At 63.1% G+C, this 17973-nt stretch carries 21 protein-coding genes; 4 read left to right on the top strand and 17 right to left on the bottom strand.

Going from position 1 to position 17973, the window contains the following annotated elements; translation table 11 throughout:
• Positions 1-12 precede the first annotated feature (12 nt).
• From CAG29_RS06175 to CAG29_RS06145, 7 genes are all read right to left on the bottom strand, one after another.
• The gene (locus tag CAG29_RS06175; protein ID WP_085636740.1) at positions 13-1002 is read right to left on the bottom strand and encodes a 2-dehydro-3-deoxygalactonokinase; all 990 of its coding nucleotides are present in this window, start codon (positions 1000-1002) and stop codon (positions 13-15) included.
• Positions 1003-1374: 372 nt separating this feature from the next.
• On the bottom strand, positions 1375-1896 hold the full coding sequence (locus CAG29_RS06170; RefSeq protein WP_085629715.1) for a hypothetical protein: 522 nt from the start codon (positions 1894-1896) through the stop codon (positions 1375-1377).
• Between the two features lie 11 nt (positions 1897-1907).
• The gene (locus CAG29_RS28115) at positions 1908-2405 is read right to left on the bottom strand and encodes a hypothetical protein (protein WP_139831475.1); all 498 of its coding nucleotides are present in this window, start codon (positions 2403-2405) and stop codon (positions 1908-1910) included.
• Positions 2398-3138, bottom strand: a complete 741-nt coding sequence (locus tag CAG29_RS06160; protein WP_085693982.1) for an alpha/beta fold hydrolase — start codon at positions 3136-3138, stop codon at positions 2398-2400. Before CAG29_RS06160 ends, CAG29_RS28115 begins: the two co-directional genes overlap by 8 nt.
• Positions 3139-3144: 6 nt before the next feature.
• Positions 3145-3639 carry a PAAR domain-containing protein gene (locus CAG29_RS06155; protein ID WP_085629709.1) on the bottom strand — a complete coding sequence of 165 codons (495 nt, stop codon included), beginning with the start codon at positions 3637-3639 and terminating at the stop codon, positions 3145-3147.
• Positions 3636-4298 (bottom strand): hypothetical protein, encoded by a 663-nt coding sequence (locus CAG29_RS06150; protein ID WP_085578098.1) that lies wholly within the window; start codon positions 4296-4298, stop codon positions 3636-3638. Before CAG29_RS06150 ends, CAG29_RS06155 begins: the two co-directional genes overlap by 4 nt.
• Before the next feature lie 159 nt (positions 4299-4457).
• Complete coding sequence (locus tag CAG29_RS06145) at positions 4458-4937, bottom strand: GNAT family N-acetyltransferase (protein ID WP_041475599.1); 480 nt, start codon at positions 4935-4937, stop codon at positions 4458-4460.
• Positions 4938-5105: 168 nt separating this feature from the next.
• Between CAG29_RS06145 and CAG29_RS06140 the strand changes: the two genes are divergently transcribed.
• From CAG29_RS06140 to CAG29_RS06125, 4 genes are all read left to right on the top strand, one after another.
• Positions 5106-5759 (top strand): HD domain-containing protein, encoded by a 654-nt coding sequence (locus CAG29_RS06140; RefSeq protein ID WP_085578099.1) that lies wholly within the window; start codon positions 5106-5108, stop codon positions 5757-5759.
• Positions 5760-5869: 110 nt separating this feature from the next.
• On the top strand, positions 5870-7066 hold the full coding sequence (locus CAG29_RS06135) for an MFS transporter (RefSeq protein WP_085578100.1): 1197 nt from the start codon (positions 5870-5872) through the stop codon (positions 7064-7066).
• An 82-nt stretch (positions 7067-7148) separates the two neighbouring features.
• Complete coding sequence (locus tag CAG29_RS06130; protein ID WP_085578101.1) at positions 7149-7481, top strand: hypothetical protein; 333 nt, start codon at positions 7149-7151, stop codon at positions 7479-7481.
• A gap of 12 nt (positions 7482-7493) precedes the next feature.
• On the top strand, positions 7494-7874 hold the full coding sequence (locus tag CAG29_RS06125; protein WP_085629703.1) for a Rho termination factor N-terminal domain-containing protein: 381 nt from the start codon (positions 7494-7496) through the stop codon (positions 7872-7874).
• A gap of 208 nt (positions 7875-8082) precedes the next feature.
• Here CAG29_RS06125 and araH read toward each other — a convergent pair whose 3' ends face one another.
• The 10 genes from araH to CAG29_RS06075 all read right to left on the bottom strand — a co-directional run bounded on the left by araH (position 8083) and on the right by CAG29_RS06075 (position 17801).
• Complete coding sequence (gene araH / locus CAG29_RS06120) at positions 8083-9051, bottom strand: L-arabinose ABC transporter permease AraH (protein WP_085578286.1); 969 nt, start codon at positions 9049-9051, stop codon at positions 8083-8085.
• A 12-nt stretch (positions 9052-9063) separates the two neighbouring features.
• Positions 9064-10614: an L-arabinose ABC transporter ATP-binding protein AraG gene (gene araG, locus CAG29_RS06115; protein ID WP_085629701.1), complete on the bottom strand. Its 1551-nt coding sequence runs from the start codon at positions 10612-10614 to the stop codon at positions 9064-9066.
• Between the two features lie 32 nt (positions 10615-10646).
• Complete coding sequence (locus CAG29_RS06110; RefSeq protein ID WP_085578104.1) at positions 10647-11651, bottom strand: substrate-binding domain-containing protein; 1005 nt, start codon at positions 11649-11651, stop codon at positions 10647-10649.
• A gap of 171 nt (positions 11652-11822) precedes the next feature.
• On the bottom strand, positions 11823-12641 hold the full coding sequence (locus tag CAG29_RS06105; protein WP_085636735.1) for an SDR family oxidoreductase: 819 nt from the start codon (positions 12639-12641) through the stop codon (positions 11823-11825).
• Between the two features lie 270 nt (positions 12642-12911).
• On the bottom strand, positions 12912-13799 hold the full coding sequence (locus CAG29_RS06100) for an SMP-30/gluconolactonase/LRE family protein (RefSeq protein ID WP_085693980.1): 888 nt from the start codon (positions 13797-13799) through the stop codon (positions 12912-12914).
• A gap of 115 nt (positions 13800-13914) precedes the next feature.
• Positions 13915-14631 (bottom strand): FadR/GntR family transcriptional regulator, encoded by a 717-nt coding sequence (locus CAG29_RS06095; RefSeq protein WP_085578107.1) that lies wholly within the window; start codon positions 14629-14631, stop codon positions 13915-13917.
• 134 nt (positions 14632-14765) lie between these two features.
• A complete protein-coding gene (locus CAG29_RS06090; RefSeq protein ID WP_085693978.1) occupies positions 14766-15326 on the bottom strand; it encodes a DUF1285 domain-containing protein in 561 nt (186 codons plus the stop codon).
• A 15-nt stretch (positions 15327-15341) separates the two neighbouring features.
• Positions 15342-15947 carry a DUF4823 domain-containing protein gene (locus CAG29_RS06085; RefSeq protein ID WP_085578109.1) on the bottom strand — a complete coding sequence of 202 codons (606 nt, stop codon included), beginning with the start codon at positions 15945-15947 and terminating at the stop codon, positions 15342-15344.
• Between the two features lie 108 nt (positions 15948-16055).
• On the bottom strand, positions 16056-17024 hold the full coding sequence (locus tag CAG29_RS06080) for a GTP 3',8-cyclase MoaA (protein WP_085578110.1): 969 nt from the start codon (positions 17022-17024) through the stop codon (positions 16056-16058).
• 138 nt (positions 17025-17162) lie between these two features.
• The gene (locus tag CAG29_RS06075) at positions 17163-17801 is read right to left on the bottom strand and encodes a TetR/AcrR family transcriptional regulator (protein WP_085578111.1); all 639 of its coding nucleotides are present in this window, start codon (positions 17799-17801) and stop codon (positions 17163-17165) included.
• Between the last annotated feature and the right edge of the window lie 172 nt (positions 17802-17973).

Raw genomic sequence — 17973 nt, 5'->3', positions numbered from 1 at the left:
TCCAGTCGGGGGTTAACGGGATGGGGAAACGATCAGTCCGGCGGCCAGCGCCAGTTGCCACAAGCCGCGCTCGGTGGCCTGCTCGGCCAGCGTCACGCGGGCGAAGCCGCAGGCGTCGAGGGCTCGACCGTAGCGGGCGCACAAGGCGCCGTTGCCGATGAGGACGATCGCAGGAAGGTGCACGCTGTGGCGCCGCTGCCGCTGCACCTGGGCGAGGGCCGCCAGCTCATGGCCGATCAGCAGGCCGGACAGATAGTCAGGTTGCGCGGTGGCGCTGAGTTCGCCGGTGAGGCCCAGGCTGCGGGCACTGAACAGGGTGGACAACACGCCGATCTCACCCTCCGCCGACAACGCCACCTGCACGCCCCGGTCGAACGCCTGGCCGTCGAAGGCCGCGCCGAGCTGCTGGGTCCGCCCGAGGATGCTGTGCTCGCTGAGCACGGCGAACACTTCGCCGGTCATGAAAGTGTCGAACCGGGTGATGCAGCCTTCGGCCACCTCCACCCATTTCGAATGGCTGCCCGGCAGGCCGATCAACAGATCGCCGCCCGCCCCCGGCGCCAGGTTCTGCAGCGCGCCGAGGACTTGGGTCTCCTCGCCGCGCATCACGTTCGGCAGGCGCGAACGCTGGATCACGCCCGGCACGATGTGCACATCGACACCGCGCTGGCTGCGCACCACCTGCAGGGAATGGCCGAGGTCGGCGACGTCGGCCGGCGTCTCGCGGTAGGCCGCCTCGCGCCAGCCCTGGGCGCTGCCGACCATGCCGCAGGCGATCACCGGCAGGCCGGGCTGCGCATCGAGCCAGTCGCCGCAGGCCTCGTCGAACGCCAGTTCAAAACCGTCGACGCATTCGCGGCCATGGATGACCCGCGCCGTCTTCGGCAACTGCATAATCCCGAACGACAGCGACCGCTGCTCCAGCACCTGGCCGTCCGGCCCGAGTTTGTAAGCACGTAGGGAGGTCGTCCCCCAATCGAGGGCGATCAATTGCGCCAGCATCGCTTCACCTGTTTTGTTTTTGGCAGTGAGTGGGCTGGACTATAAACCTGGGCGCTTCAAAATCTCAATATATAAATATCAATCCCATATTCTGGGACGACACAAATATGACGCGCAGGCCTGCGCCAACGCTCTAGAATGCGCGCCTGCGGCACGACTGCCCGACGGATCAAGGAAGAAAGAAATGGGACATCCGCTGAAAACGCTGCTGCTCTGCGCTGCCCTGGCTTCAGCGAGGGGAAGGCCGGGGCGGGGCGACAAGCGCTGGATGGGTGGGTGCAGGGGAGTTGGGAAGAATCAGGCGGGTTTCATCCTTAGGGTGAGTTCATGGCTGCACGTCACCCAAAAACAATCTCTTTACCGACCATTCCTTCACTCAATGGCGCGCACAACCTCAACTGCCGGAACATTCATTGAATTCGAGTAATAACCGCCATATGAGTAAGAGGAAGTAAAAACCCTGCAAGCCAATAAATCCTGCCCCCTCAATACTTCCAGCAGTTGAGCCTTGGGAATGAAAGTGCTCGATATTCCGCCATCCGGTGTTTGCATGGCAAAGAGGCGAGCGGAGTAAATATGCTTCCCATCCGGCCCTGGCGCAGTGCCACCGACCTCAACCATTTCACCCTCAAGGTAACGCGGCAAATCCTGCCTCCTCTCAAAGGGAACATTCTGATCCAAAGAGCAGATCAGCGCTTCTCCCAATTGATCCTCGCCGGTATTTGACTTAAAGAACATCAACAGGTCGGTCTTCGAACTGAAGTGAAGATCAAGAAAAGGACTGCCTTTAATCTCCGCCACGGAAATAAACTCTATGCGCGACTCAGGGAGCTTGATTTTTTTTACACAAGATGCACAAAGCATCAAGAAAAGTATTGAAAATTTGATCTTCACATCAGGATTACCTATTTGAACTTCTCGACCTCTCTCAGAAGGTCGGCCACCGGCAATCTCATTTCCTCTGACAAGTACACCTTATAGGAGTAGGAGTTTATCCTTACCTTACAAACAAGAAACTCTCTCCCCAGCAAACGTGATTTCAACCCTTCACTATCTAGGACTTTCTCGCTGGTAGCATCCTTCCTCTCGAAAAACAATACATCAGCCCTAAACTCCGGACTTTTACTTGAAACTATCGACTCTATAGATCCTTCCCCATAACTATCCATGGCATGAGAAACCGAAAAGTCCAAATCATCTCCAAACGAACAGATTAAAGCCTGACTTATTTTCGATGTGAATAAATCAACAACATCAACATCAGAAGCGAATCTTACCTGATATATATTCCTATCCAGATAGCGATCCACCCCGAGATATTTTAGGTTAGCAATAGGCTTCCCATGATTCATGGCACAGGACGAGCTAAGCAACAGAGCAACAAACAATATAAAATTACGCACACTGTCTTCCTTTAAAATGTTTGACAACAGACTGCATCAAAACATCTCTAGCCGATTTCCCACTCGGCAGTGCCCTTGTATATATATACCCAGCATCGGCGTGATTTACATCTACCCTTCCGTTCATATTGGGCCCGCTTTTCATATCCCATTGCTCCCCGAAATCAGCCACCAGATCAGAAAAGTTCCAGTTTTTCGCGTCGGCCCTGACATTTACCCAGTACTCGGCCTTCGGCTTCGGCTCCTGACGATAGATATTGGATATCCCCCACACAATCTTTCCTTCACCTACTGGATCAAGTGTGGCTAAAAACGAAACTCGATACCCCCTATCCGTCAAAACAGCGGACAAATGTGCACCATTCCAGCCCCCAAGGCTATGCCCAACTATGTATACGGGAGTCGTCATATCAGCAATCTTATCTAGCACATTACTTTTCAGGTCTTCATCATTAAAAAAATAGTTATAGCCAATATGATGCGCATCATAGTTATCTGCGCAAAGCCCCTCAGCATCCATATTCTTCACAAATATTTTTTGCACATCGGCAACGTTATTATTCGGCCCTGTACCATAATAGCTTTCTTTATCTCCAGCACCGCCCACGAAAAAGAGGACAATTTTCTTGGGAGCAACCGTCGCCTGCTTTACAGTCCCATCAGTTTTGCAAGTCAAGTCATGGGCCACGACCAGCCTTTGACACCCTTTAAGCGCAGGATTTTCAGCTGCCATAGTTTCCTACTCCACAAACAACTTGATGGTTTCACGCAGATGCGAACTCACCATATGGGTGAAGCCCGCCTCATTCGTTACGCCGTGCTCTACGCTCCCATCACCACGCTGAATCGCATAAGGGTGATTTGGCATTGGTTCGCCGGTGATTTCATTGACCACCTGCATCCGGTCATTGAAATGCACCGGCATCGGCAACAACCCACTGAACGCCGCCCCTCCCCCGCTCTGCCCGATGATCACCGTCCCGGAACCGCCCACCACGACATTGCCGTGGCCTCCGGTGCTGTCGAGCGTCGCGGCGTTCAGGCCGTTGATGAATACGGTGGCGGAGACGCCGCCGGTGATCGGGCTGCCGCAAGCGGATTTGTCGGTCATGCGCGCGGCCGGGAGGCCGTCGAAGAACACGTTAGGGGAGCCGGAGACGATCGGGTTGTTGCCATGGCCAGGCAAAGGGCACGCGGTCGGGTCTGAGACGCGGGCGGCGGGTTTTCCACTCAATTCAAAGCTCCTTGCTTCAAGGGTTCCGGGTGAGGCTGATGGATATCAATGTCGGTCGCGGCGAAGCGCCAGCGGTTGTCGGTGGGGTCGAACAAGCCGTGGCGATGCCCTCGGCCGTCGTGGGCGATGACGGTCTGCGCGCGCTGCCAGGCTTGGTCGGCCTGCCAGGCCAACTCCGCTGGCGTGGCGTCGTCGAGTTCGTTGAGCCAATCGTTGTAGTGGCGCAAACCGTGCGACCGGTAAGTGTCTTGCAGCAGTCCGGCCATTTGCGGGCCGAGCTCCAGGTAGTGCCCTTCCGTCCAGCGCCCGGCTTCGAGGTAGACATACCAGCCCATCGGCGACAGCGTGCCTTCATGCAGCATCGCTTGCCCGGCCGGGGCGGTGAAGCCGCAGCACACGTGAAGGATCAGCCAGCCGCAATGGGCGCCGATGAACGCATTCGGGTCGAAGGTGCGCAGCGGTATCACGCGGTAGCCCTCCAGCCCCGCGCTGCGCGCCATCAGTTCGGCGTCGAGGCGCGACACGAAGGCGCGGATGGCGTTGCCGCCCGTGCGGTTGACGGTGCAGAGAATGTCCACCGCCTGCCGACGGGGGTTGTCGGTAGAGCCGAGGTTTTTCACCAGGCCGTACAGACGCATGGACGCCCGTAGTCCGCTCATCGCCGGTCACTCATTGACGCAGCGAAGGCTCCACGGGCGTGGAGAAAGAGTGCCGAAGGCATTGCAGGTGTCGTCCGTGAGCGCGCAAAAAAAGGCGCACAGGATGCCGGACGGGAAGCGTGCGGACAATCAGGCGAACCCTGAATCGCCCGCCTTTTTTCAGCCCTCGGCAAACTCCCGCAGCACCTTGCCGTCCATGCGGTAGCGCACCCACTCTTCCTGCGGCTGGGCGCCGAGGGATTTGTAGAATTCGATGGCCGGGGTGTTCCAGTCCAGCACGCTCCACTCGAAGCGGCCGCAGTCGTTGGCGCAGGCGATCTTGGCGAGGTGGCGCAGCAGGGTCTTGCCGGCGCCGCCGCCGCGCTGCTCCGGGGTGATGTAGAGGTCTTCGAGGTACAGGCAGTTGCTGCCGAGCCAGGTCGAATAGCTAAAGAAGAACACCGCGAACCCGATGGGCAGGCCGTCGCGCAGGCAGATCAGGCCGTGGGCGGTGGCGCCTTCGCTGAACAGGCTGCGCTCGATGTCGGCGACGCTGGCGATGACTTCGTGGCGGGCCTTTTCGAAATCGGCGAGTTCCGTGATGAACGCGAGGATTTGCGGTGCATCGCTGGGGGTCGCCGGGCGGATCTCGATCGTCATGGACGGGCCTTGTCGGAAATGGAAAAGCGCCATACTACGGCGGCGCGCAGCGCTCGTCACATGGCGATGCACGCACTACCCTATCCGGCCAGCCAGGCGCCGCCTGGACTGACGCCATCGCCAGCAAGCTGGCTCCCACAGGATCTTCGCATGCCGGACACAACGCCCATGAACAACCTCGCCTTTTCCCCATTGGCCCCGCTCGCCGCCCAACTGCTGCCCCACGCCCTGGAACCCTCGGAAGACGGCGCCCACGACCTGTCGCACCTGCAGCGGGTATGGCACAACGCGCGGGCCCTGCAGGCAGAGGAAGGCGGAGATCTGCCGGTGCTGCTGGCGGCGGTGCTGCTGCACGACTGCGTGGCGGTAGAGAAGAATTCGCCACTGCGCTCGCAGGCATCGCGGCTGGCGGCGGCGAAGGCCGCAACGGTCTTGACGACGCTGGAGTGGCCCCAAGCCGAGATCGACGCCGTGCGTCACGCCATCGAGGCCCACAGCTTTTCCGCCGGCATCGAGCCGCTGACGCTGGAGGCCAGGATCCTGCAGGACGCCGACCGGCTCGATTCGCTGGGCATGCTCGGCGTCGCCCGCACGTTCTACACCGCCGGGCGCATGGGCAGCGCGCTGTACGATCCGCTCGACCCCGAAGCCAAAGACCGGGAGTACGACGACCGCCGCTTCTGCCTCGACCACTTCCAGACCAAGCTGCTGCACCTGGCCGCCGGTTTCCGCACCGTGGCCGGCCAGCGCCACGCGCAACTGCGCCATCAGCGCCTGAAGCAATTCATGGAGCAGTTCAAGGAAGAGATCGGCATCGCCTGACGGTTACTCCGCCCGGCGCCGATCCTGACTCCACCAACCTTTGACCTAACCCGCCCGCCCGGCATGGTAGATAGGGGACGCTCATTTCTGTCGGCTGAAGGAAACGCGTCATGCCTCACGCAACACCCAAGGTTCCGGGCAGGCTGTTCGGCCTGTTTTGCCTGGCCAGCTATCTGCTGTCGCTGTCCTACGGCGCGACGTTTCTGCTGTCGCTGCTGATCGGTTCCCGCGGCGGCAACGAACACGACGCCGGAAGCGTGATCAGTGCGGCGATGCTCAGCACCTTTGCGGCGGTTCTGGTGTCCGGGCACCTGTCCGACTGGCTGGGCGCGGCGCGCTCCATTGCGCTGTTCGGCCTGCTGCTGGCGGCGGCGAGCCTGGGGTTTGCGCTGACGCCGGGGTTCGGTTCGCTGCTGCTGTTTTTCGGCCTGCTGCTGGGGCTGGGCTGGGGGGTGTTCTACACGCTGGGGCCGATCATCGTCGCCAGCCTGGTGAGCCCGACGCAACGGGCGAAGTATTTCGCCCTGCTGTCCGGCAGCATGATGACCGGGATCGGCAGCGGCCCGCTGCTCGGCCGTGCGGCCACCGCGCTGGATTGGCCAGTGACGTCGGCGTTCGTCCTCGCGGCGGCGGCGAGCCTGATCGGCGCAGGGCTGTTCTGGCGCCTCGGCGCACGGCTCAACGGCAGCCAGGCGACATCGGCCGCGCGCATTTCCTGGCGCGCGACGGCACAGGTGCTGGGTTCCCGGGCGGTGCTGCCGATCATCATGGTCGGGCTGGGCGGCGCGGTGTTCGGCGGCCTGTCGAGCTTCCAGACCAGCTACGCCGCCGGCCGCTCGCTGGATTACTCGCTGTTCTTCATCGGCTTCATGAGCGCGGCCATCAGCAGCCGCCTGCTGATCGCGGGGTGGGTGGTCAAGCGCGATCCGCTGCGGGCGTCGTGCCTGTTGTCGGGGCTGATGCTGGGCTCGATCGTGCTGTTCGCCTTCGGTGTGCACAGCGGCGCCGCTTACCTGCTGGCGGCGCTGATGCTGGGCGTCGGCTACGGCCTCACCTATTCGGTGATCAACGGCCTGGCGGCCAACGAAGCGCCGCCGGGCACCATGCCGCAGGCGTTGCTGCTGTTCAGCCTGGCGTACTTCATCGGCGTGTTCGGCTTTCCGCTGCTGGCGGGCAAGATTATCGTCGAGCGGGGCATGCCGGCCCTGCTGCTGACGGTTCTGGCGGTGGCGGCGCTGAACTGGCTGATCACCGTCGCCCGCCTGCTGTGGCGACGGTCACGGGCGCGCTGGGCACAAACGGCCTAGACCGTTCGTCACCGGCCGGGCACCTCGGCGCGGCAGCAGCAGACCAACGACAGGTAAGGACATCCATCACTGGAGACTCGCCATGATTGCGTCAAGGCTGACTGCCCTATTGCTCACCGCCGCGCTCTGCCCGGCGGCCTTCGCCGCCACGGTCACCGCCGCCGGCACCGGCCCCACCGATCCGGTCGAGCGGCCCAAGGCGCCCGCCATCCAAAGTGCCCCCGGCATGAACACCGATGGTTCGGGCGTGGAAAACGCCCTGCCGCCGGCCACCGGCATCGACCCCCGCACCCAGGGCAACGATCCGGGGCGCCAGGGTGGCACACCCGGCAATCCCGTCCCGCCTGCCGACCCCGCCCCCGGCAGCGGCAAGACGCCCGACGCCCTGCCGGGCTCCGGCAGCGGCAACCCGTAGGAGGAACACCCCATGCCCCGTGGAAGCAAAGCCAAATACACCGCCGAGCAAAAGCGCAAGGCGCAGCACATCGAAGAGAGCTACGAACACAAAGGCGTGCCGAAGGACGAAGCCGAAGCCCGCGCCTGGGCGACGGTGAACAAGCAGTCCGGCGGCGGCGAGAAGGCCGGCGGCTCGGGCCGCAAGAAACCGGCGCCGGCCAAGGCCAGGGACCGTGAGGAATCAGCGCGGCGGGCGGCCGCCAGCCGTGAAGGCCACCCGCGCGACAGCCGGGCTTCGCGCAACACCCAAACGGTCGAGAGCCTGAGGAAAGAAGCGCGGGCAAAGGCCATTCCGGGCCGCTCCACGATGCGCAAGCAGGAACTGATCGAGGCCTTGCGCAAGGCGGGATGAGTTTCTTCTGCGGATCTTGAGGTGCTTGGGCCTACGCCATCGCCAGCAAGCTGGCTCCCACCCTTTGCGACTGCGCGGTGCCTGGGCTGACGCCATCGCGGGCAAGCCCGCTCCCACAGGGTTCTCGGCTGAATGCAGGGTTTGCGTTCACCGCAAAACGAGGTGGGAGCCAGCCTGCTGGCGATGGCGTCGGTTCAGGCGCTGCCGGTCAGCGCTGCTTGAGCCGGTCGATGACCACCGCCAATAGCAGGATCGAGCCGCGGATCACGTACTGGTAGAACGTGTCGATGTTCTTCAGGTTCATCGCGTTCTCGATGATCGCCAGGATCAGCACCCCGGCGATCACGTGCCGGATCATGCCGATCCCGCCGCTCAGCGAGACCCCGCCCAGCACGCAGGCGGAAATCACCGTCAGCTCGAAACCCTGGCCGATCATCGGCTGGCCGGAGGTCATGCGCGAGGCGAGGATGACCCCGGCCAGCGCGCCGATCACCCCGTGCACGGCGAAGATGATGATCTTGGTGCGGTCGACGTTCACCCCCGCCAGCAGCGCCGCTTCCTGGTTGCCGCCGATGGCCATGGTGTTGCGTCCGTAGGTGGTGCAGTTGAGCAGCCAGCCGAAGAACAGGAAGCACAACACGGTGATCACGATGGGCACCGGCACGCCGAACATCTGCCCGTTGCCGAACACGAAGAACGATTCCCGGGACACGCCCACCGCTTTGCCGTTGGCGAAGATGTAGGCCAGGCCCCGGACGATCTGCATGGTCGCCAGCGTGGTGATCAGCGCATTGACCCGAAGCTTGGCGATCACGATCCCGTTGATCAGCCCGACGATCAGCCCCATCGCCAGCGCCGCGCCGACGCCGAGCAGCACGCTGTCGGTGTCGCGCATCACCACCGCCGCCACCACGCCGGCACAGGCGATCACCGAGCCCACCGACAGGTCGAAGTGCCCCGACGCCAGGCAATACAGCATGGTGCAGGCGGCGATCCCGGTGGTGGAGATCGCCAGCCCCAGCCCGCGCATGTTCAGCGGCGACAGGAAGTTGTCGATCAGCAGCGTGCAGGCGACGAAAATGCCGACGGCCGCCAGCAGCATCACCCAGTCGTCGAGAAAGCGCCGCAGGTCCATGGGCTTGCGCGGCGTCGGCAAGGTTTCGTTTTGAGTCGTCATCATGTTCACCTCTCAGTTCGCCGCGCCGGCGCGTTGGCGCGGCAGAGCCAGTTGCAGCAGGTTGGATTCGTTGGCCTGGTCGCGGCTGACCTCGCCGCGCACGGCGCCTTCGCACAGCACCAGGATGCGGTCGGAAATGCCCATCACTTCCATCAGGTCGCTGGACACCACAATCACCGAAATGCCGCCGGCGGCCAGGTCGTGGATGATTTGGTAGATCTCGGCCTTGGCGCCGATGTCAATGCCGCGGGTGGGCTCGTCGAGCAGCAGCACCTTCATCGGCATCGACAGCCAGCGGCCGAGGATCGCCTTCTGCTGGTTGCCGCCGGAGAGGAACTTGATCGGCTGCCCGGCGTGGGGCGTCTTTACCTTCAGCGCCTTGATCTGCTGGTCGGCGTTGCCCCGCTCCCAGACCCCGCGCAGCAGGCAGCCGAGGCCGGAGTGGGCGCCGCGGGCGCTGATGTTGATGTTCTCGGCGACGCTGGCCAGCGGGATGATGCCTTCCTTCTTGCGGTCCTCCGGGCACAGCAGGATCCCGGCGGCGATGGCGTCGCGGGGCGAGCGCAGCTTCAGTTCATGGCCGCGCAGCAGCAGGCGTCCGGCGCTGTTGCGCGACAGGCCGCTGAGCAGGCGCAGCAGCTCCGTGCGCCCCGCGCCGACCAGCCCGAACAGGCCGAGGACTTCGCCCTTGTGCGCCTCGAAGCTGACCGGTTCGCGCAGGCCCGGCCCGAGCAGGCCGTCGACCTTGAGCGCCACAGCACCCCGGGGCCGGCTGCGGTAGTCGTAGATGTCCTGGATGTCGCGCCCGACCATGCAGGTCACCAGGCGGTCATGGGTCAGTTGGCTCATGTCCTCGAAGGTGCACACGTAGCGGCCGTCCTTGAACACCGTCACCGCGTCGCAGAGGCGGAACACCTCCTCCATGCGGTGGGAGACGTACAGCACCACTTTGCCCTCGTCGCGCAGGCGCCCGATGATCGCCATCAGACGCTCGATTTCCCGGGCCGAGAGGCTGCTGGTCGGTTCGTCGAAGGCAATCACGTGGGCGCCCCGGGACAGCGCCTTGGCGATCTCCACCAATTGCCGCTGGCCCAGGGACAGGCGTCCGACCTTGGTCTGCGGGTCGATCTCATCGGCCAGGCCCTTGAGGCAGGCCAAGGCCTGACGGCGCAACGCGCCGCGGTCCACCAGGCCGAAGCGCGCCGGCAGGTGACCGAGAAACAAGTTCTCGGCCACGGTCATCTCCGGCACCAGATGCAGCTCCTGGTGGATCACCGCCACGCCGCTGGCGATGCTGTCGGCGGTGGAGCGGAACGCCATCGTCCGCTCGCCGATCTGCAGCTCGCCGCTGCTGGGCAGGTAGGCGCCGCCGAGGATCTTCAGCAACGTCGATTTGCCGGCACCGTTCTCGCCCATCAGGGCGTGCACCTGCCCCGGCCGGGCGACGAAGCTGATGCCGTCCAGCGCCTTCACGCCGGGAAAGGTCTTGCCGATCCCGTTGAAGCGCAGGCTGCCGCCGGTAGAAGGCGGTTCGTGTTCGTGTGTCTGTTCTTGCGCGTGCATAAAGCCACCTCTTCACACCGTCCGGACAGTCTTCAGTTCCACAGGCCGATCTTTTCCAGCTCTTGCTTGAAGTTGTCGCGGGTGATCAGGGTGACGTCATCCATCGCGGTGTACTTGGGCGGCTCTTTGCCGGTGGTGACCCACTCGTACATCATGCTCGCGGTGTTGTAGCCCTCGATGTGCGGGCTGGGCAGCATGGAGCCGTGGAAACCGCTGGCGGGCTTTTTCAGCTCACCGATGGCGTCGGTGCCGTTGATGCCGATGCCGATCACATTGCCGGCCGCGAACCCGGCCGCTTCGGTGGCGCGCACGCCGCCCAGCACGGTGTTGTCGTTCATGCCGCCGATGATCAGGTTCTTCGCCGCGCCCGGCAGCTTCACCAGGGCCGAGTTGGTGGCGTCCATGCTGCCCGGAACATCGAGGGTCTTGAGCGCCGAGAACAGAATGTTGGCCTTCGGCATGCCGGCATCCTCCAGCGCCTTGACCGAACCGTCGGTGCGCTTCTTGCCGGTGTCGAGCTCGTTGTAGGTGTTGATCACCGCGTAGGTGTCTTTCCAGTCCCAGTTGCGCTTCTTGGCTTCGGCGGCCATGGCGGCGCCCTGCTTCTGGCCCACCTCGAACGCGGCCATGCCCAGGTACGGCACGTCCTCCATGAACTTGCCGCTGGCGTCGACGAAGCGGTCGTCCACGGCGATCACCTTCAGGTCGTTGAGCTTGGCCTTGGCCATGATCGCCGGGCCCAGGGACACATCCGGCGGGCAGATCACAAAGCCCTGGGCGCCGTTGGCGGCCAGGCTGTCGATGGCCGAGAGGGTTTTCTCGCCGTCCGGCACAGCGATCTTGATGAGCTCGAAGCCTTTGTCCTTGGCGGCCTTTTCGGCGAAGGCCCATTCGGTCTGGAACCAGGGCTCTTCCGCCTGCTTGACCAGAAAGCCGATCTTCACCGGGTCGGCGGCCAGCAGCGAGCCGCTGAGGCTGAACGCAGCGGTCGCCAGCGCGGCACTGCACAAATTGCGGATTCCGTAACGACGTTTCATGAGCAGACTCCTTGTTGTTTTTCTTGAGCGTTGTTCGAAAGCGTTAAGTCTTGGCGGCGAGGGCGCTTGCGCCTGCCAAGCGGCGAAGCCGCCCTCCCTCCGTACCGACAATAGTCATATCGTATGATGATTGAATTTCAGACGGACTGATCCGCCCCAAACGCCATTGCGTCAGTCGTGGTACAGCACCGAACGGCCGCCATCGATGGTGATGCACGAGGCGTTGATGAACGGCGCTTCGTCGCTGGCCAGGAACACCGCCGTCATCGCCACCTCGATGGGCTGGCCGATGCGGCGCGGCGGGTGCAGGTCGAAGGCGCGCTGGCGTTCGGCATGGGGGTCGTCGAAGCCGTTCCAGTAGTCGACGTTGAGCTGGGTTTCGATGTAGCCCGGCGCGATGGCGTTGACCCGGATGCCCTTGGGCGCGTACTCGATGCCCAGGGCGCGGGTCAGTCCGAGCAGGCCGTGCTTGGCCACGGGGTACGGAAAGCAGCCGGGAATGATGTTCGTCGAATGGGTCGAGGCGATGTTGATGATGCTGCCGACGCCCTGCTCGATCATCTGCGGCAGCACAGCCTTGCAGCCGTACCAGGCGCCGTCCAGGTCGATGGCGAAGCAGCGTTTCCAGTCCTCTTCGGTCATCTGCAGCGGGTCGCGGAACACGTTGACGCCGGCGCAGTTGACCAATACGTCGATGCGCCCGTGCAGGCCCACGGCCAGTTCGGCCATGGCGTGCAGGTCCTGCTGGGAGGACACGTCAGCCCTGACCGCCTGAACGTCGGCGCCCTGCCCGCGCCAATGGGCGGCGACCTTCTCGACTTTCTCGGCCTGGATATCGCTGATCACCAGCCGGGCCTGCTGCGAAGCGAACGCGGCGACGATCGCCTCGCCGATGCCCTGGGCGGCACCGGTGAGCAGCACGACCTTGTTCTTCAGGCGCTCGCCTTTCGGCGGTTCAGGCACCGGCGGCAGGGAAAGGGGTTCAGCCATGGATCAGGACTCCTGTTTCAAAGCGCAAAAAAAACCGGACATCTGACGATGTCCGGTACGGAAGGCTTCTGGAACAAACAGGCGCATGGACGCGACGGCACCGAAACGGCCCGAAGCGCCGGCTCCACTGGGGAGTGCAAGGGAGATTGGCTGCATCACTTCACCTGTTTTGTTCTTTTTGAGTGTGAGTGCGTGTCACTGCTGGGGCCGACTATAAACCCGACCGCCAAATAATCTCAATATATAATTTTGCATCCCATATTGTGGGAATCACCCAGCAAAGCGGGTGCAAGCCACGCCGGCGATATCCACCCGCATCGACAGCACCGCGCCGTCCAGCGGGTGGTTGCGCGGGCTCTTGGCACTGGTGATGTACAGGGTTTTCATGTCTTCGCCGCCGAACACGCAACTGGTCGGCCGGCTGACCGGCAGTTCGATCCGGCGGTCCACTTGGCCGTCCGGGGTCAGGCGCAGCAGGCAACCGCCGTCCCAGCGGGCGTTCCACACGTAGCCGTCGACGTCCATCGCCGAGCCGTCCGGCCCGCCGTGCTTGCCCTGGTGCTGGCCGGGGCCGTACCAGATGTAGGCGGTGTCGAGGTTGCCGTCGGTATGGACGAAGTAGCGGTAAAGCGTGCCGTCGAGGCTGTCGCCGAACAGCAGCGTGGTGCCGCCGTCGCGCCACAGCAGCGTATTGGGGATCCCCAGGCCGCGCAGCAGAGGCGTGACGCGCTTGTCCGGATCGATGCGGAACAGCCCGCCGGAGCGCCGCACGATGGGCAAGTCCTCGCCCTGTTCGCCGATGTTGTTCTGCATGGTGCCCAGCCACAGCCGGCCCAAGGCATCGCAGCGGGCCTCGTTGGGCCGGTTGCCGGGCTGCGGGTCGGCGACGCAGAACAGCGTCAGCTTGGGCTCAAGGCCCGGCGAGTCGAGGTCCAGGCGGTACACGCCGCTGCTCAGGGTCACCAGCGCATCGCCGCTGGCGCAGGGAATGAACGCCGACACGTGCTCCGGCATCTGCCAGATCTGCACGTTGTGGCCGATCAGCCGCAAGGCCTGGCGGCCGGCGATGTCCACCCAATACAGCGCCTGGGTCGGCGCATCCCAGAACGGGCCTTCGCCCAGGTGCGCCCGGTGCTGGGTCACTGCGGTCCACGTCATGCAACCTCCTTCGATCGTCTGTGTTGGCTGGGGATGGCGGTGTGTCAGTCGCTTCTGTGTCGGCCGAGAATCCGCCGTCGCAAGCGGGCTCGCTTCCACAAGGGCTGCGCTGCGGTCAGCCCTGTTGTCTGTCGGCCATCACCTGCGGGTAATGACGCTTGATCGCCAGATCCGCGTCGTCGATCAACGTCATGCAGGCCCAGACGCCCCGCGCGGCGTCACGGGCGGCAATGGCGTCGGCCATGTCTTTGTGGATCGGCAACGTGCGGCGCAGCTCATTGGGGTCGGCGGCGGACACCTCGAAGGACACCGCCAGCAACGCGCCGAGGGCCGGCACCATCTGTTCGATGAACTGGTTGTGGCTCGCGGCGAGGATGCATTCGTGAAAGGCCTGGTCGGCGCGGTTGTAATCGAGGCCGCCGTCCACCGCCCGTTCCAGCGCGTTGTAGGCCAGTTGCACGGCGTGCAGCTGTTCGGCCGTGGCCCGCTCGCAGGCCCAGCGCACCGCCATCGGCTCGATGGTGCGGCGCAGGTCCAGAAGGTCGTCGACGAAATTCTCCGGCAGCCCGTTGCGCGACAGCCAGCCCACCACCTGCGGATCGAACAGGTTCCAGCGCCGCACCGGCAACACCCGGGTGCCGACTTTCGGCCCGACCTCAAGCATGCCTTTGGCGACCAGGGTCTTGATGGCTTCGCGGATGACGGTGCGGCTGACGCCGAGCTGCTCGCCCAGATCGGCCTCGACCTTGATGGCCTGCCCCGGCTGCACATGGCCGGCCGCGATCCATCCGCCGAGCCAATCGACCGTTGACGCATGAAAGCTGCTGGACATGGACACCTCAACGCCATTTGCGATGGGTGCCCACGCTAATCATCATACGATTGGGAGTCAAATCGGATTATTCGATCCCACGCAAAAAACCTGCAGGAGCCAGCCTACTGGCTCCTGCAGATGATGCATGAACATCAGGGTTCCAGGCCGATGGGGAAGAACTCGCCGCCGCTCCACACGCCGAGCCAGCGCAGGCCGTCGATTTCGCGGCTGACCGCCAGTTCCACCAGTTGGTAGAACACGTTGCGGTGGATCAGCGCTTCCAGGTTGCTGCGCACATGCACATACGGCGCAGGCTCTTGCGTGAGCGGATCGGTCTGCACACGGATCGGATGCTCCGCGCCGGCCTCGGCGGTCTCGTCGACGTTGGTGGTGAAACGCAGGACCTGCGCCTCGCCCTCGCCTTGCGCCTCGACGGCAATCGCCACGAACGGCGCATCGTCGACCTTGATCCCGACCTTCTCGACCGGGGTGATCAGGAAATAGTCATCGCCGTCGCGGCGGATGATGGTGGAGAACAGTTTGACCATCGGCTTGCGCCCGATCGGCGTGCCCAGGTAGAACCAGGTGCCGTCCCGGGCGATGCGCATGTCGATATCGCCGCAGAAATCCGGATTCCACAAGTGCACCGGGGGCAAGCCTTGGGTCTTGGGGATCTGCCCCAGCAGGTCATTGGCCTTTTGCGGTCCGCTCATGGCGCATTCCTCTGGTTATTGGTCGGCCACGCCCAGCAGGCTGCGCGCATATTGGGCAAGCGGCGGACCGATCAGGTCTTCCGGCTTGTTGTCGTGGAACGTCAGCAACCCGCCACGGCTCTTGATCCGTGCAGTATCGATCAGATACTGGGTGCTGGTCTCGATCAACATGATCTGAATCACGCCGCTGTCGATGCCCAGGCGGTCCACCGCCTCCTCGTCGAGCCATTCATCGGAGTTGCCGATGCGGTTGTCGGCCTTGGCGAAACGGGTATACAGCAGGTAGTGGGCGCCGGCCTCGCGGGCCTCGCCCATCGCCTGGTCCAGGCCTTCCGGCGCACGGGCGCGGCGCACCATCGGGAAATACTCGACGAAGCCCTTGAAGGCTTCCTCGGCGACCACGTTCGGGCGCGGGTAAGAACCGCCCGGCGGCGCGAACGCCCCTTGGGCGATGTAGATGAACGAGTCCGGCTGAATGCGCAGGTTGTTCACGCGCCGGCTGTCACTGTGATCCAGCAGGCCCGCGTCGCTCATCTGATAGCGGGTGCCCTCCGCCATATCGCTGACAGTCATACAGCCACCAAGTGCCAGAACGGCCAGCAGCAAAACCAGGCTACGCATCCTCATCCTCCAGAAGCCGGTGACGGAAAACCGGCGAATGGCCGTAGGATGCAGCTTTTGCGCCAGCTCGGTCATCCGGTGCGTCTCACAGCTCGCAAAGAGGCGGGCTCAGCCACCGATGATCTTCATCACCGTCGCGCCGCCGGAGAACGCCACCTCCTGCTTGTCCCCCAGCGCCTTGACCAGCAACCGTTGCAACGCCGGCAACGCCTGGTGGCGGGGCTTGTCCAGAAGATCGCCGACATAGTGGCGATTGCTCGACGACAGGCAGCCATGCAGCCAACCGGTGGACGACAGGCGCAACCGCGAGCACGTCCGGCAGAACGGCACGCTTTCATTGGCGATCACGCCGAAATGACCGACGCCGGGAATCCCGTAGCGCACGGCGGTGGCATCGATGGGCGCATCGGCCTGGGCGAACTCGTAATGCTCGCCGATCAGGCTGAGCAACTGCTGCAGGCTGACGAACTGCTGCAGGAAGGCATTGGTGTCGTTGGCCAGGTGGCCCATGCGCATCAGCTCGATGAAGCGCAGCTCGTAACCCCGCGCCAGGCAGTAGTCGAGCAGCGGCATCACCTGATCGAGGTTCTGCCCGCGCAACGGCACCATGTTGACCTTGATCTTCAGGCCCGCCGCCGCGGCCTGCTCCATGCCGTCGAGCACCGTGGCCAGGTCGCCGCCACGGGCGATGCTGCGAAAGGCACCGGCGTCCAGGGTATCGAGGGAAACGTTGATCCGCCGCAGGCCGGCGTCGACCAGCAACGGCAGTTTTTTCGCCAGCAACTGACCGTTGGTGGTGAGGCTGATGTCCTCCAGCCCCATCTGGCCGACGGCGCCCATGAAGGATTCGAGCTTGGGGCTGACCAGCGGCTCGCCACCGGTGATGCGCAGACGCTCGATGCCCGCCGCCTCGATCAGATAGGCCACGCCGCGCGCCATGGCCTCGGCCGACAGCTCATCCTGCGCAGCCACCAGCCGCTTGCCGTTCGGCACGCAGTAGGTACAGGCGTAATTGCAGGCAGAGGTCAGGCTGATCCGCAGATTGCGAAAACGCCTGCCTTGACGGTCAACGATCATGATCACTCCGGCAACAGTAAATCGGGCGGCTAAAACTTGACTCACAAATCAAGTTTTAGCAACCCCTATGCCTGAGTATATTCCTGTGGTACTGCGCCATGCAGCGAAAACATGGCGCGATAAGGCAACTGAATGGCTTCAGTTGGTCGGCGCTTCAGGGTCACGCTTGCGCTTGTTGCCCATGCGCACGCCGATGTCCATCAGGAACTGGAAGAAACCTTCCTGGTCCTCCAGCACGTTGCTCCAGAACGGCGAGTGATACAGCGCCACGGCACCGTGCACCAGCGCCCAGGACGCGCAGTAGTGGAAGTACGGCGGCACGTCCTCCAGCTTGCCTTCGCTGATGCGGCCTTTGATGAGCAGGGTCAGACGTTCGAAGTTCGAGGCGCGGATCTTGTGCAGCTCCTCGACCATTTCCGGCACCTGATTGCCCTTGACCACTTTTTCTTCCAGCCGGTCGAACAGGCGGTAGCGCTGCGGATCGCGCATGCGGAATTCAAAGTAGGCACGGGACAGGGCTTCCTTGTCCTTGTCGACATCGGCCGAATGCAACAGCGCGTTCAGGTCCCGCTCGTAATCGAGCATCAGGCGCAGGTAGATCTCCGCCTTGGACTTGAAGTGCTTGTAGATCGTGCCTTTGCCGATACCCACGGCATCAGCAATCATCTCGACGGTGACACTGTCTTCACCTTGTTCGAGGAACAGCTTGAGCGCGGTATCGAGAATTTCTTGCTCGCGGCGACGAAACTCACGGACCTTACGAGGTTCTTTGTGCATAAGAAAAGGTCTGTAGGGGTCAAAATACGAAGCCGCGTATTATGCCTAACTTGCGCAAAAATGCACGGATCATCCGACCATATCTGTGTTTCCCGTTCGTTTCACGAACGTTTGCCCGGGAATGAGAACTCAACCGAAGCGATCGTATTCCAAATTTGTTTAAAAACCCCGG

This window comes from Pseudomonas sp. B7(2017), assembly GCF_002112745.1.
Lineage (GTDB): Bacteria > Pseudomonadota > Gammaproteobacteria > Pseudomonadales > Pseudomonadaceae > Aquipseudomonas > Aquipseudomonas ekonensis.
The sequence above is the reverse complement of the archived record's forward strand: the minus strand, read 5'-3'. Positions and strand labels throughout refer to the sequence as shown.

Excerpts from the sequence above, each read along its gene's own strand:
- CAG29_RS06175 (WP_085636740.1), bottom strand. The coding sequence starts at position 1,002 with ATGCTGGCGCAATTGATCGCCCTCGATTGGGGGACGACCTCCCTACGT.
- CAG29_RS06160 (WP_085693982.1), bottom strand. The coding sequence starts at position 3,138 with ATGGCAGCTGAAAATCCTGCGCTTAAAGGGTGTCAAAGGCTGGTCGTG.
- CAG29_RS06150 (WP_085578098.1), bottom strand. The coding sequence starts at position 4,298 with ATGAGCGGACTACGGGCGTCCATGCGTCTGTACGGCCTGGTGAAAAAC.
- CAG29_RS06145 (WP_041475599.1), bottom strand. The coding sequence starts at position 4,937 with ATGACGATCGAGATCCGCCCGGCGACCCCCAGCGATGCACCGCAAATC.
- CAG29_RS06140 (WP_085578099.1), top strand. The coding sequence starts at position 5,106 with ATGAACAACCTCGCCTTTTCCCCATTGGCCCCGCTCGCCGCCCAACTG.
- CAG29_RS06135 (WP_085578100.1), top strand. The coding sequence starts at position 5,870 with ATGCCTCACGCAACACCCAAGGTTCCGGGCAGGCTGTTCGGCCTGTTT.
- CAG29_RS06130 (WP_085578101.1), top strand. The coding sequence starts at position 7,149 with ATGATTGCGTCAAGGCTGACTGCCCTATTGCTCACCGCCGCGCTCTGC.
- CAG29_RS06125 (WP_085629703.1), top strand. The coding sequence starts at position 7,494 with ATGCCCCGTGGAAGCAAAGCCAAATACACCGCCGAGCAAAAGCGCAAG.
- araH (WP_085578286.1), bottom strand. The coding sequence starts at position 9,051 with ATGACGACTCAAAACGAAACCTTGCCGACGCCGCGCAAGCCCATGGAC.
- araG (WP_085629701.1), bottom strand. The coding sequence starts at position 10,614 with ATGCACGCGCAAGAACAGACACACGAACACGAACCGCCTTCTACCGGC.
- CAG29_RS06110 (WP_085578104.1), bottom strand. The coding sequence starts at position 11,651 with ATGAAACGTCGTTACGGAATCCGCAATTTGTGCAGTGCCGCGCTGGCG.
- CAG29_RS06105 (WP_085636735.1), bottom strand. The coding sequence starts at position 12,641 with ATGGCTGAACCCCTTTCCCTGCCGCCGGTGCCTGAACCGCCGAAAGGC.
- CAG29_RS06100 (WP_085693980.1), bottom strand. The coding sequence starts at position 13,799 with ATGACGTGGACCGCAGTGACCCAGCACCGGGCGCACCTGGGCGAAGGC.
- CAG29_RS06095 (WP_085578107.1), bottom strand. The coding sequence starts at position 14,631 with ATGTCCAGCAGCTTTCATGCGTCAACGGTCGATTGGCTCGGCGGATGG.
- CAG29_RS06090 (WP_085693978.1), bottom strand. The coding sequence starts at position 15,326 with ATGAGCGGACCGCAAAAGGCCAATGACCTGCTGGGGCAGATCCCCAAG.
- CAG29_RS06085 (WP_085578109.1), bottom strand. The coding sequence starts at position 15,947 with ATGCGTAGCCTGGTTTTGCTGCTGGCCGTTCTGGCACTTGGTGGCTGT.
- CAG29_RS06080 (WP_085578110.1), bottom strand. The coding sequence starts at position 17,024 with ATGATCGTTGACCGTCAAGGCAGGCGTTTTCGCAATCTGCGGATCAGC.
- CAG29_RS06075 (WP_085578111.1), bottom strand. The coding sequence starts at position 17,801 with ATGCACAAAGAACCTCGTAAGGTCCGTGAGTTTCGTCGCCGCGAGCAA.